This window comes from uncultured Tateyamaria sp., assembly GCF_947503045.1.
GTDB lineage: Bacteria > Pseudomonadota > Alphaproteobacteria > Rhodobacterales > Rhodobacteraceae > Tateyamaria.
Map to the genome: position 1 here is coordinate 543,184 of NZ_CANNCF010000002.1, position 13,338 is coordinate 556,521.

The window sequence follows — 13,338 nt, forward strand, 5'->3', positions numbered from 1 at the left end:
ATCTGCGCCGATGACAGCAGGCTGAAGCCATTGTGTCTTGCCAGAACCGGGGACGGATGCTCTTGATCTTGGCGAGACGGCACAAGGCACCCCATGACAAACGTCCTGACAATTCTGGCGGCATTTATTCTGGGCTTTGCGCTGTCGCGGGCCTCGACCTGCACCGTGGCTGCGACCAAGCGTCTGGTGTTGCAGCGCAAGGTCGACTGGTTGGTCGGGATCGGTATCGCCATCGGGTGGTCCGCGCTTGCCCTCGTGCTGATCGGTCTGTTTGCACCCGACAGGATGGCCGTCCCGCAGGCGTTTGCGGTCAACACCACGGTTGTGGTCGCCGCACTGATCATGGGGGTTGGCGCGTGGCTGAATGACGGATGTTTCATCGGCGCGGTCGGGCGGATCAGCAGCGGCAACCTCTCGTTTCTTGCAACCTTTGCAGGCCTCGCGGCCTCGCGCCTGCTGGGAGATATCGGCGTCATGGTCGGCATGGCCCCGATGGAACCCGCCAGCCGCCTGTCCGCACAATCGGGCGAGCCGTTCTGGGCCTTCATCGCCGTTTTTGCATTGCTTCTGGGGTGGAGCATCTGGCGCATCGCGCGGCGCAGGCAAGAGGCGATCATCGCGCTGGCCGTGATGGGGGCCGCCGCCGCGCTGGTCTATTCACTGCAACCCAGCTGGAGCTACGAGGCCCTGATCGGACGTCTCGTGCATGGCGAAAACGTTTTGGACAACCTCGTGGTGGTGCTGACGGTCGCCGCGCTGTTTGCCGGGGCCACGATTTCGTCCGCGTTGAACAACCGGTTTGAATTGCGCCTGCTCGGGGTCACCGGGACCCTGTCCTGCTTTGCCGGTGGTATTCTGATGGGGGCGGGGGCGCAGATGCTGCCCGGCGGTAACGACACCCTGATCCTGTGGATGATCCCCAGCTTTGCCGTGCACGCATTGGTGGCTTACGCGCTGATGGTCGCCACGGTGGCCCTGATCCTGTTACTGCGGCCCACCCGCGCGATGTAGCGAATGTGTCCCTGTGCACCATGCCTCACAACCCGACGAAATAGTCCGCCAGAGCCATGAAGACGGGAATGCTCAGGATCGCGATGGGCGTGCCCAAACCGGTCGAGGTGCCGACATAGGCCGACGGGTTGGCATCCGGCAGGGCCGCGCGCATCGTCGGCGGGCCGGAAATGTCCGAGCTTGAGGCCGCCATCACCGCCAGCAGCACGATGCCGCCACCCGAAAACCCGGTCAGATGATGCGCGATCAGCCCCACGCCAAAGCCCAACGCGCCATGCACCACCGGGGCAGCCAGCCCATAAAGCAGATAGGCATGGGCCACACCGCGTAGCTCGGACAGGCGCGACCACGCCTCCATCCCCATGATCAGCATCAGGATCGACAACAGGCCCCGGAACAACGGCTCGTAAAAGCTGTCATAAACCGTCTCGGGCCGCGCAAAGAGACCAAGGGCGAGCCCCAGCAGCAGGGCAGAGATCGCGGGGCTGCGCACCGTGTCCGTCAGGATACCCCGCACAAGACCCGGCTCGACCGCGTCTGCCATCCCGCCAGTTCCGCCGCCCATCACCATCGTCCCACCCTGAACAGAGGCCGCAGCCGCCTTGCGCGCCGCCGCCAGCCGGGCCAGCACGATGGCCGTAACCAACGCCGCCACATCCATGAACGGGTAAAGCGCTCCGATGAACCCTTCATAGGCCACGCCCGCGTCATCCAGCATCGCCATACCAGCCGCGAGGGTCGAGGCAGACACGGCCCCGAACAGACCCGCCGTCGCCATCCCGTCCATCTGCGACACGCCCTTCAGGCGCGCGAGCGTGACCTTGCCCAAAAGCACAATCGCGATCCCCACCCCGGCCGCCAGCAGCGCCGGCACCACCAGTTCAACGAAATCCGCCTCGCGCACCGAGATCCCCGCCCCGATGCCCACCTTGAGCAGCAGCAGGATCACGATGAACTTGTAGACCGGCTCGGGCACCTCCAGCTTGCTGCCAAGGGCGGCAATCATCATCCCCCCGATCAGAAAGGCCAACGTGGGCTTTTGCATTTGTTCGACGATGTTCGTGGTGATGCTCAGGATGATGTCCATGGCGGTGCCTCCTTGCTGATGGGGTGCAAGTAGCGCCGTGCTGTGAAATTAAAAAATAGATGTTTTATGTGTTTCCGTTCTATTTATGTGAACTATGGATCAATTGAACTATCACCACCTGCGCTATTTCCGCGCCGTGGCGCATGAGGGCAACCTCACGCGGGCAGCGGAGAAACTGAACCTGTCGCAATCGGCCCTGTCCACGCAGATCAAGGCGCTGGAGGCGCGGCTGGGCCATGACCTGTTTGACCGGGTGGGCCGCCAATTGGTGCTGACCGAGGTCGGACGCATCGCCCTTGATCACGCCGACCGGATATTTGGCACCGGGGCCGAGTTGATGCAGACGCTGGCGCGCACCTCCGGAACGGTGCCACCCTTGCGCGTGGGGGCGCTGTCGACCCTGTCGCGCAACTTTCAGATGCAGTTTTTGAACCCCGTCTTGGGTGATCCAACCCTCGACCTGGTCCTGAAATCCGGCAGCGCCGATCAACTGCTGGCCGACCTGTCTGACCTCGCGCTGGATGTGGTGCTGACCACCGACGCACCGCGCAGTGCTGCAGGGCAGGACTTTATCGCCCACCAATTGGCCGAAACCGAGGTCCGCCTGTACGGCGTTCCCGCCCGGATGGGCCACACCACCCTGCGCGACCTCCTGGAAAACGAGCCGGTGATCGTCCCCACCGAAAGCGCCATCCGCACCGGGTTCAACAGCCTGACGGCGCGCATCGGCGTGCAGCCACGAATCCTTGCGGATGTCGACGACATGGCGATGGTGCGCCTGCTGGCCAACAGTGGCGCAGGCCTCGCCCTGGCCCCGCCCATAGTGCTCAAGGATGAAATCGCGGCGGGCACTCTGGTCACTGCCCCCTTCGATCTGGGCATCACCGACCGGTTCTTTGCGATCACCACGCGGCGCAGCTTTGCGCATCCGATGCTGGCGACCCTGCTGGGCTGACACACAACCCCCTCTGCCAACGCGCACAGACGCCGCCCTTGTACATCTGCTCTGTTGGCATAGGTTTGCCCTCAACCAAGGACACACCCGAAAGGCGTCACGCATGAGCGATCCAACCTACACACCGCCCGAAAAATGGACATGGGACGCGGAATCCGGCGGTCAATTCGCGTCGATCAACCGCCCCATCGCTGGCCCCACCGCGGACAAGGACTTGCCAGTCGGGAAGCACCCTTTCCAGCTTTACTCTCTGGCCACACCCAACGGGGTCAAGGTCACCATGCTGTTCGAGGAACTGCTCGCCGCAGGCGTCAAAGAGGCCGAATATGACGCCTGGCTGATCAAGATCGGTGACGGCGAACAGTTCGGGTCGGGATTTGTGGACGCCAACCCCAACTCCAAGATCCCGGCGCTGATTGATCGTTCGGGAGACAACCCTGTGCGGGTGTTTGAATCCGGCTCGATCCTGATCCACCTGGCCGAGAAATTCGGGATGTTCCTGCCCAGCCAAGGGCCTGCCCGCACCGAAGTGATGAACTGGCTGATGTGGCAAATGGGCTCGGCCCCGTTCCTTGGCGGTGGCTTTGGCCATTTCTATGCCTACGCGCCCGAGAAATACGAATACCCGATCAACCGCTATGCAATGGAAAGCAAACGCCAGCTTGACGTGCTTGACCGGGAACTGGCGACGCGGCCCTACATCGCGGGGGATGAGTACTCCATCGCCGATATGGCGATCTGGCCGTGGTATGGGCAGTTGTGCCTTGGGCGGCTTTATTCCGCGGCTGAATTCTTGGATGTGGAAAGCTACAAGAACGTCATGGCCTGGGCGAAAAGGATCGACGCGCGGCCTGCGACCTTGCGCGGGCGCATGGTCAACCGCGCCTTTGGCGAGCCAGAGATGCAATTGCACGAGCGCCACGATGCGTCCGATTTCGACACGCAAACGCAGGACAAGATCGGCACCGACAGCACCGAGTGATTGTCACGGTTGCCGGGTCCACCCGGCACGCTACGTCATGGCGGGACCAACATAGGATCCCGCCATGCGATTGCCCCTGTTCTGCGCCGCCCTCTGCCTTGCCACACCTGCTGTGGCAGGCGATCTGACCGTCACCTTTCGCGACGGCGCGCCCAAGGATCGGTTCACGATTTCCTATGACGGGTCCTGTGCTGCGGACGCGATGCAGGTCGCGATTGATCTCGGCACGGCCCCGGCAGGCCTGATCTTTGACATCACCAGCGCGGGGGCAGGGGTTGAAGTCTTCCAACCACTCGAATGGGTTGTGGGCCGCGCGCGCACCTCGACCGTGACCGACGGAGACACAGTGGTGCGCCTCGATCTAGATGCTCTGGCACCGGGCGCAATGCTCGCCTTCACCGTCGATATTGATGATACGACAAGTTCCCGGCAGATCACCGTCGATGGCTCTGAAATGGCAGGCGCGACGCTGCGGGCTGTGGGGCAAGAAGCGCTGTTTGATGCCACCGGCACCGCCCGCCTGTCGCTCCCGCCGTGCCTGTCGTAAGGCGCATTTAGATGCGCCTTACCGGCGTCCGACCTGACGACAGATCAGGATCACGGGCAGCAGACCAACGGCCACAATGACCAGACTGGGCACGGCTGCGCCGTCCAGACGCTCGTCCGACGCAAGGCGGTAGGCCTGCACCGCCAGCGTGTCAAAGTTGAACGGGCGCATGATCAACGTAGCGGGCAGTTCTTTCATCACATCGACAAAGACGATCAGCAGCGCGGTCAGCAGGCTGGGCGTCAGGATCGGCAGATGCACCCGGCGCAGGGTGGCAAACGGCCCCTTGCCCAGCGACCGGCTGGCCGCATCCATGTTCGCATGCACCCGCGCCTGTCCACCCTCATAGGCGCCAAGGGCCGCTGCGAGAAACCGCACCATATAGGCAAAGACCAGCAACCAGATAGATCCTGTGATCAGCAGGCCCGTCGAGATATCGAAGGTGGCCCGCATCCACGCATCAAGCGCGTTGTCAAAGGCGGCAAAGGGCACCAGCAGCCCCACGGCGATCACCCCGCCGGGCACCGCATAGCCCAACCGCGCGATATAGGTGGCCGAGGCGGACGCGCGCCCCGGCTGCGTGCGTTGAAAGAACCCAAGCACAATCGCCGCCCCCAGCGTCAGCACAGCCGCCAGCGACGCCAGCGTCAGCGAATTGCGCACAAATCCCATATACCGGGGGCTGAACAGATCCTGCCCGGACCCGATGCCAAGGCCGACCAGCGCAATCACCGGGATCACGGCGCCAAACAGAACCGGCAATCCGCACAGGGTCATCGCCGCACCCGCCTGCCAGCCCTTGAGGTCGATGGGCGGGTGCTCTTTCTGGCCCCGGCTGGGATCGTGGTATTTCGCCCGCCCGCGCTGCTTGCGTTCGAGCATCGCCAGAAGCAGCGCAAAACTCAGAAGGCAGAGCGCCAGCTGCGCTGCACCCGCCCGGTCCGCCAGCGAGAACCAGCTGGTATAGATGCCGGTGGCAAAGGTCTGCACCCCGAAATAGGCGACGGTGCCGAAATCGGCGATTGTCTCCATCACTGCCAGAAGCACACCTGCGGCGATGGCCGGACGGGCCAGCGGCAGGCTCACCCGCCAGAACGCCGCCCAGGGACGCGACCCCAGCGCGCGCGCTGCCATGAAGGTCGACCCGCTTTGCTGCAGGAACGACGCCCGCGCAAGCAGGTAAACGTACGGATAGAGCACCAGCACCAGCATCAGCGCCGCGCCCCCAAGGCTGCGAATTTCCGGAAACCAGTAATCGCGCGGCCCCCAGTCCATGACCGCACGCAGGGTGCTCTGCACAATGCCCGGATGATCCAGCACATGGGTATAGCCATAGGCCAGAACATAAGCCGGAAAGGCGAGCGGAATGACCAGCGCAATCTCCAGTACGCGCACGCCGGGAAAGCGGGTCATCGTGACCAACCACGCAGCGCCCACCCCAATGGTGAAGGTGCCAAGTGACACCAGAAGGACCAGCAGAACCGTATTGGCCACGTAGCGCCCCAGCACGTTGCCTGCCAGATGCACCACCGTGTCCGTGCCCCCCGACAGGGCCGCAATGGCCACAGCCAGCATGGGCAAAAGGCAGATACCCGCCACGCCAAGCGCCGTCCACGACAACAGGCGCGGTGTCGTGCGGATGCGCGGGATGGTGGTGGATGCCGTCACTTGGGGGTGTCCTTGGATCACAGGCCTCGCTTATCTTACGTTTTCGCTCGGGTTTCCAGCCCCGGGGTGGCGCAGGACACCTGCGCCTTACGGACTGATGCAGATGATGCGATGGGATGGACAGTGTGAGGGGGGCCAGCCCCCGTCCTTCGGACTCCCCCGGGATTTTTTGAAATCAGAGAAGGAGCAAGCTTCGCGGACACGCTCCAGTGGAGCGTTTCGCTTGCGAATGGGCGGAGCCCCAGACCGTCCTGGAAAGCCTTGAGTGGAGCGCTCTTTTCGCGCATCGCTGCCGGGCGGCGCGGGCAGGCCTGCTTGTTCAGGTCGCAATGGGAACGCCCCCAAGACCCCGCCTGCCGCATGCCATTACCTGCTCAGTCGTAGCTGCGCTGATCCTCGATCACGAGGCCGTCACGCGGCAGGCTGCCGGGCGCGTGCAATTCCACTGTGCCTTTCAGCTTCAACGTCTCCGCGATGCTCGCCGCATAGACCTCCGGGTCAGTGCCGCTGCTTTCAAGCTGTACCACCATCGCGTCCTGCTGCCCATCACGCTGCGCGAGCACACGGGCGCGGCTGACCTCGGGGTGTTTGGCCACAAGGGCGGCCACCTGTTCGGGACGCACAAACATCCCCTTGATCTTGGTCGTCTGATCGGCACGGCCCATCCAACCCTTGATGCGCATGTTGGTGCGCCCGCAAGGGCTTTGACCGGGAAGCACAGCGCTCATGTCGCCTGTGCCAAAGCGGATCAGCGGGTAGTCGGGGTTGAGCGCGGTCACAACAACTTCGCCCACTTCGCCTTCGGGCACCGGATCACCTGTACCGGGGGTCACGATTTCGACGATCACACCTTCATCCACCACCATGCCTTCCAGCGCCGGGGTCTCATAGGCGATATTGCCCAGATCGGCAGTGGCATAGGACTGCATGCAGGTGATGCCGCGATCCGCATATTCCTGCCTGAGCGAGGGAAACAGCGCCCCACCCCCAACCGCCGCCTTGGAGAGTTTCAACTCCACCCCCATCTCATCCGCCTTGTCGAGGATCACCTTGAGGTAATCGGGTGTGCCCGCATAGGCGGTTGTCCCGATGTCGCGCGCAGCAGTGACCTGCAATTCGGTCTGGCCAGTGCCGGCGGGCAGCACAGCCGCGCCAACAGCGCGCGCCCCGGACTCAAAAATCATGCCCGCAGGCGTCAGATGATAGCCAAAGCAGTTCTGCACGATGTCCTCGGCCCCGATCCCCACCGCATGCAGAAACCGGCCCATGCGCCACCAGTCATGGCTGATCCCCCCGGGTTCATAGATCGGACCCGGGGATTGGAACACATGGGCGAGGTTCTTGACGGTGATCCCACCAAAGGGGGGGCGCGCCTTTTGCCACTCCGCCAGTTCGGATTTGCGCAGCACGGGCAGCTTGGGAAGGTCGGCAATATCGCGCACCGCGGCGGCAGTGGCACGCCACGCGTCCGGAGCGACGGTGATGCCATCCAACAACCTGCGCAAAGTGGCCATTTGGGCCGCCGCGCGCGCATCCGCGGACCGCGTTTCCAGATCGTCAAAATATGTCATTCACTCAGCCTCAGCTTTAAGGGGCCCTTGTCCGGAACCCTTTGAATATCGCCGCGCACTTCCATCTCAAGACGCACGGTGCACAGATGCCAGCCGAAACTGCCAAGATCGGCCAACTCTTCGGGGTTCAACCTGCCACGGACATCGGCTTGCAGGGCTTTGGAGGTCATCTCGCCACCCGCGAGGGCGGCGCGGATATGCGTCTCCAGCAGATCGTACTTCCAGACGGGGATGTTCGATACACCAACCCGACCCGGTGTCGGGGTGCGGCAGGCCACCCGTTCCATGTCAATTCACAGGCTCGACCAGCGGCACACCCTTGCGCACCACATGCGTCGTGATGGCAATCATCGGAGCGTCGCCCACATTGGTCAGCCCGCCATGCACCTGCCCCTCGGGAAAATAAAGCGGCGTGCCAACGGCAAATTCGACGATATTGCCATTGGGCGCCTCAGCCTGGGCCGGGGTAATGACAACGGCATGTTCGTCGCCCGGATGGGTGTGCAGCGGGATCGTCGCGCCGACGGGCACCGTCAGACGGGTGACGATGACCTCCATATTGTCGGACCCAGGCACCGCCGCACGCCGGATTTCCTCACGCATCACCTCTTGGGCCCAGGCCCCGGCCGCACACAGCGTCAACAGGATGGACGTTATCATCACTTTCATCGTGTTTCTCCTTTTGCGGCGTCAACTCAGCCAGCGCTTGCGCCGCCGATAACTGCGCACATCGCGGAAGGATTTGCGGCCCTCATCAGACATGCCCAGATAGAACTCCTTCACATCCGGGTTCTCGCGCAATTCAGCGGCAGGGCCATCCATCACCACACGGCCCGATTCCAGAATATACCCATAATGGGCAAAGCGCAGGGCAACATTTGTGTTCTGCTCGGCCAAAAGGAACGTCACGCCCTCGTTCTCGTTCACCGACTTCACGATCTCAAAGATCTGTTCCACCAGTTGCGGCGCCAGACCCATGGAGGGCTCATCCAGCAGGATCGTCTCGGGGCGGGACATCAGCGCGCGGCCAATGGCCGTCATCTGCTGCTCACCACCCGACGTATACCCCGCCTGAGATTTGCGCCGTTCGCGCAGGCGGGGAAAGTAATTGTAGACCATCTCAAGATCAGCAGCGATCGCGCCCTTGCCGTCCGCGCGGGTATAGGCGCCGGTCATCAGGTTTTCCTCGACCGTGAGGTGCTCAAAACAGTGCCGGCCCTCCATCACCTGCACAACGCCGCGCTTGACCAGATCGGCGGGGTCGGCATGGGCGGTGTTTTCGCCCCGATACTGGATTGATCCCTTGGTGACCTCGCCGCGCTCGCTGGCCAGCAGGCCGGATATGGCCTTGAGGGTCGTGGTTTTGCCTGCGCCATTGCCACCCAGCAGGGCAGTGATGCCACCCTTGGGAACCTTCAAACTGACGCCCTTCAACACGAGGATCACGTGATTGTAGATCACCTCGATATTGCTGACCTCAAGAACGGTCTCGGTCTTGGCCTCGGCGTCCAGCATGGATCACACCTTCATTGTTCCAAAAAATATGCAAATCCCCGGCGGCAACAGGTGCTGCCGCCGGGAACAAGAGATCAGCAGCGCGGCTCGATCCCGCTTTCCGCGGCGAAGGCCATGGAATCTTCCTTGACCAGCGGGGAAATCAGGTCCTGATCGGACTGTTTAAAGTCCGATACCAGATTCCACTCCTGCGCCGAGGCATCCCACTGCGCCACACCGACAAGGCCGTTGCCGCCATGGTTTTCACAGCTCACATCAAAGGCCGGACCAAAATTCGGCATGCCGAGGGCGGCCATGCGCTCTTCGGTGATGCTGAGCTTTTCCATTGCATCGCGCATCATGCCAGAGGTGATCTCTTCCACGCCATTTGCGGCCTGTGCATCCTTGGCCGCCTCGGCAGCCAGCATCGCGGCATAGACGCCACGGTTGTAAAGCACCGTGCCGATCTGATCCCCGGATCCAGCGGCCAGACCTGCATCGACAACATATTTCTGGATGTCGTCAAATACGGGATAATCCTTGCCTACCGCATGGAAGGTGATCGCCTTGTAGCCATTGGCGGCATCACCCGCGGGCAGCACGTCGTGTTGGGCACCGGCCCACCAGACACCGATAAAGTTCTCCATCGGGAAGCGGATGTTGGCGGCTTCCTGAATGGCGACCTGGTTCATGACGCCCCAGCCCCACATGGTGACATAATCGGGACGCTCGCGGCGGATTTGCAGCCACTGCGATTTCTGCTCCTGACCGGGGTGATCCACGGCCAGCGTGGTCAGTTCGAACCCGTGCTTTTCGGCCAGGGCCTCAAGCGTGCGGATCGGTTCCTTGCCATAGGCAGAGTTGTGATAGACCAGCGCCAGCTTCTTGCCGCTGATGTCACCGTTGTTGATTTCCAGCAGGTAATTCACGACACCCGAGGCGCCGTCCCAGTAGTTGGCCGGATAGTTGAACGTGTGGCTGAAGACGCCGCCGTTCTTGGCCGATGTACGCCCGTATCCCATCGTGTGGACCGGAATGTCATCGACGATGGATTTTGGAATGATCTGATAGGTGATGCCGGTGGACAGCGGCTGCAGGACCAGCGGGTTCAGCGGCTTGAGGCTTTCATAGCACTCCACACCCTTTTCGGTGTTATAGCCGGTTTCGCATTCCGGAACGTTGACTTTCACGCCGCCGATACCGCCATCACGCTGGTTGAGCAGGGTGAAATAGTCGGCATAGCCATCCGCAAAAGGGATGCCACCAGCGGCAAAGGGCCCGGTGCGGTAGCTCATTGACGGAAACACAAGGTCCGCCATCACGGGGCTGGCTGCCATCATGGCCGCCGTTACCCAGGTTGCGAGTTTCATCTTCATCGGTATTCCTCCCATTGGTTTTATCCGATTTTGACCCGTTTGGGCCGTCCGTAGGGTGGGGTTTCACCCCACCGCCATTGGCAACCACCCCGTCAGTGCGGGAACGGCCACAATCTCAACTTCTCCTTGGCCACGCGCCACAACTGCGCCAGCCCGTGGGGTTCGAGGATCAGGAACATGATGATCAAACCACCGACAATTACCAGATTGAAATGCGCCACGATGTCCGTGGGCCAGCCCAGCATGTCGACGCCCACCACCTTGAGGATCACAGGCAGCACCACAAGGAATGCGGCCCCCGCAAACGCGCCAAAGATCGACCCCAACCCGCCGATGATGATCATGAACAGCACCAGAAACGACTTCTGGATGCCGAACACTTCGCCCACCTCGACCGCGCCCAGATAGACGGCAAAGAACAGCGCCCCCGAAACCCCGACAAAAAACGACGACACGGCAAAGGCGGTCAGCTTGGCCTTGAGCGGGTTCACCCCGATGATCTCGGCCGCGATGTCCATATCCCGGATCGCCATCCACTGCCGCCCCATCGCGCCACGGGTGAGGTTGCGCGCAATCAGCGCCGCGCCCACCGTGAACACCAGACAGAAGAGATAGGTGGCCCAGCCGGCCGTGTTCGCCCCAGTGACCGCGATCCCGAACACAGTCCGTTCGGGCGCGTTGATCTGGCCCGAGGCGGAATAGTTGTAAAACCAACTGACCTTGTTGAACAGCCACACCAGAAAGAACTGCGCCGCCAGCGTCGCCACGGCCAGATAAAACCCCTTGATCCGCAGGGACGGCAGACCAAAGGCGGTGCCCACAAGGGCCGTGATCCCGCCTGCAATGATCACGTGGAAAAAGATGTTCACATCCGGAAAGGCGGTCATCAACTTGTAACAGGCATAGGCGCCCACAGCCATAAACCCGCCCGTCCCAAGGCTCACCTGCCCGCAATAGCCCGTCAGGATGTTCAGCCCGATGGCCGCGATCGCATAGATCAAAAACGGCAGAAAGATAGAATTGACCAGATAATCGGTCATCACGAAGGGCAGCACCAGAACCGCGATGGCCAGCACGACGTAATAGCGATAGCGGTCGAACCTGATCGGGAACGTCTGGCTATCCTGCGGATATGTCGTCGAAAAATCGCCCGCCTCACGATAAAGCATGACTTACCTCCCCCAGGCCGTTCAAAGTGAACGCGCCGTTTACCACCATATCCGGTTTTGCTGTTTTGCCATATTTCGCCCCAATCCCCATGCCACCTTGGCTGTGGGAAAGTGGAGTGGGAACCATGACTGCAATACTGGACGACATGCGTCGTCTCGATGCCGCGCATGCGCGTGGCGAAATCACCGCCGTCGATCTGGCCGCGGCCAAGGCGAAACTGCTGGACTCCGTACCGGACGCGTCCGAAGCGTCTCGCAGCGCGGCACCTGCACGGCGCGCCAGGCGGGCCACGATCTGGCCGATGCTGTTGCTCTGCGTGATGGTTGTGACCATCTGCGCCGGGGCTGCGCTAGTTCTGACCGGCGACCTCATGTTGTCAGCGACGCTTGCGATCACCGTGTTGGCCGCCATCACGATCATGCTGTTTCGCCAGCTCGACGGATGATCATACACGTTCAATGATCTTCTCCCCGAACAGGCCTTGCGGGCGGAACACCAGAAAGATTAGCGCCAGCACATAGGCAAACCAGTTCTCGGTCGCATTCATCGTGAACCCGAACAGTGCGCCTGCCAACTCGCTGCTGGACATGAAGAACTCGAATAGCTTTTCGCCGACCCCGATGATAAGGCCCCCCACGATGGCGCCGGGGATCGAGGTGAAACCACCCAGCATCAGCACCGGCAACGCCTTGAGCGCGATCAGGGACAGCGAAAACTGCACCCCTGATTTCGCGCCCCACATGATGCCCGCAACCAGCGCGACAAAGCCTGCGACCGACCACACGAGGATCCAGATGTAGTTCAGCGACACGCCAACAGACAAAGCCGCCTGATGGTCATCCGCCACTGCCCGCATCGCGCGGCCCTGCTTGGTGTATTGCGAAAACGCGACCAGCACGGCCACCAGAATGATCGCGATGATCGTCGCCGTGATGTCCAGATTGTCGATGAAAAACCCGTAGCCAAAGATGTTGAACGTCGCCTCGTCGATGGCAAGGTTGATGCCCTGCGGCAGGCAGGTGCCCTCGGCCAGACAGACATCCAGCTTCTTGATCTCGGAGCCCCACATCAGGTCCGCCACCCCTTCAAGGAAATAGGCCAGACCAATGGTCGCCATGAACAGGATGATCGGTTCCTGCCCCACCAGCTTGGAAAAAATGACCCGCTGCACCGCCCAGGCCAGCGCAATCATCACCACAACCGTCAACACAATGGCGATGATCGAATGAATCTCCCAACCGAAATAGTGGATGTTGGTGCCAAAGACCGCGTTGATCAGATGATAGAATGGCACTTGGCCGGTCTGGATGCCCACCAGTGTCATCGCCGCAAACAGCGCCATCACCCCTTGGGCAAAGTTGAAGATGCCAGAGGCTTTGAAGATCAGCACGAACCCAAGGGCCACAAGGGCATACATCACCCCGGCCATCAGCCCGTTGAGGAATACCTCCATCGCAAAAATCAACTGCTCAGGCAT

14 protein-coding genes are annotated in these 13,338 nt (G+C 61.8%); 5 read left to right on the forward strand and 9 right to left on the reverse strand.

Annotation, left to right across the window (positions count from 1 at the left end; all coding sequences use genetic code 11):
- The first annotated feature begins 93 nt into the window (after positions 1-93).
- Complete coding sequence (locus Q1A89_RS11035; RefSeq protein WP_299727588.1) at positions 94-1,011, forward strand: YeeE/YedE thiosulfate transporter family protein; 918 nt, start codon at positions 94-96, stop codon at positions 1,009-1,011.
- Between the two features lie 25 nt (positions 1,012-1,036).
- Here the strand turns inward: Q1A89_RS11035 and Q1A89_RS11040 are convergent, their stop codons facing one another.
- On the reverse strand, positions 1,037-2,098 hold the full coding sequence (locus Q1A89_RS11040) for a sodium-dependent bicarbonate transport family permease (protein ID WP_299727591.1): 1,062 nt from the start codon (positions 2,096-2,098) through the stop codon (positions 1,037-1,039).
- Positions 2,099-2,192: 94 nt separating this feature from the next.
- Here Q1A89_RS11040 and Q1A89_RS11045 point away from each other — a divergent pair, with 94 nt between their 5' ends.
- The 3 genes from Q1A89_RS11045 (at position 2,193) to Q1A89_RS11055 (ending at position 4,582) form a co-directional block, all read left to right on the forward strand.
- Positions 2,193-3,053, forward strand: coding sequence for a LysR family transcriptional regulator (locus Q1A89_RS11045; RefSeq protein WP_299727594.1), 861 nt, complete (start codon positions 2,193-2,195; stop codon positions 3,051-3,053).
- A 103-nt stretch (positions 3,054-3,156) separates the two neighbouring features.
- Positions 3,157-4,035: a glutathione-dependent disulfide-bond oxidoreductase gene (yghU, locus tag Q1A89_RS11050; protein WP_299727597.1), complete on the forward strand. Its 879-nt coding sequence runs from the start codon at positions 3,157-3,159 to the stop codon at positions 4,033-4,035.
- A gap of 64 nt (positions 4,036-4,099) precedes the next feature.
- Positions 4,100-4,582, forward strand: a complete 483-nt coding sequence (locus Q1A89_RS11055) for a hypothetical protein (RefSeq protein ID WP_299727600.1) — start codon at positions 4,100-4,102, stop codon at positions 4,580-4,582.
- Between the two features lie 18 nt (positions 4,583-4,600).
- Here Q1A89_RS11055 and Q1A89_RS11060 read toward each other — a convergent pair whose 3' ends face one another.
- From Q1A89_RS11060 to Q1A89_RS11090, 7 genes are all read right to left on the reverse strand, one after another.
- Entirely contained in the window at positions 4,601-6,232 is a 1,632-nt protein-coding gene (locus Q1A89_RS11060; RefSeq protein ID WP_299729125.1) for an iron ABC transporter permease, read from the reverse strand.
- A gap of 392 nt (positions 6,233-6,624) precedes the next feature.
- Positions 6,625-7,821, reverse strand: coding sequence for a phenylacetate--CoA ligase family protein (locus Q1A89_RS11065; RefSeq protein WP_299727603.1), 1,197 nt, complete (start codon positions 7,819-7,821; stop codon positions 6,625-6,627).
- Entirely contained in the window at positions 7,818-8,108 is a 291-nt protein-coding gene (locus Q1A89_RS11070; RefSeq protein WP_299727606.1) for a hypothetical protein, read from the reverse strand. The genes Q1A89_RS11065 and Q1A89_RS11070 overlap by 4 nt, the downstream gene beginning before the upstream one ends.
- A gap of 1 nt (position 8,109) precedes the next feature.
- A complete protein-coding gene (locus Q1A89_RS11075) occupies positions 8,110-8,490 on the reverse strand; it encodes a hypothetical protein (RefSeq protein WP_299727609.1) in 381 nt (126 codons plus the stop codon).
- Between the two features lie 21 nt (positions 8,491-8,511).
- Complete coding sequence (locus Q1A89_RS11080; RefSeq protein WP_299727612.1) at positions 8,512-9,336, reverse strand: ABC transporter ATP-binding protein; 825 nt, start codon at positions 9,334-9,336, stop codon at positions 8,512-8,514.
- A 74-nt stretch (positions 9,337-9,410) separates the two neighbouring features.
- Positions 9,411-10,691: an ABC transporter substrate-binding protein gene (locus tag Q1A89_RS11085; RefSeq protein ID WP_299727615.1), complete on the reverse strand. Its 1,281-nt coding sequence runs from the start codon at positions 10,689-10,691 to the stop codon at positions 9,411-9,413.
- A gap of 92 nt (positions 10,692-10,783) precedes the next feature.
- Positions 10,784-11,860, reverse strand: a complete 1,077-nt coding sequence (locus Q1A89_RS11090) for a branched-chain amino acid ABC transporter permease (RefSeq protein ID WP_299727618.1) — start codon at positions 11,858-11,860, stop codon at positions 10,784-10,786.
- A gap of 125 nt (positions 11,861-11,985) precedes the next feature.
- Here Q1A89_RS11090 and Q1A89_RS11095 point away from each other — a divergent pair, with 125 nt between their 5' ends.
- A complete protein-coding gene (locus Q1A89_RS11095; RefSeq protein WP_299727621.1) occupies positions 11,986-12,306 on the forward strand; it encodes an SHOCT domain-containing protein in 321 nt (106 codons plus the stop codon).
- On the opposite strand, the gene Q1A89_RS11100 is transcribed toward Q1A89_RS11095, so the two are convergent.
- Complete coding sequence (locus Q1A89_RS11100) at positions 12,307-13,338, reverse strand: branched-chain amino acid ABC transporter permease (protein WP_299727624.1); 1,032 nt, start codon at positions 13,336-13,338, stop codon at positions 12,307-12,309. It abuts the gene before it with no gap.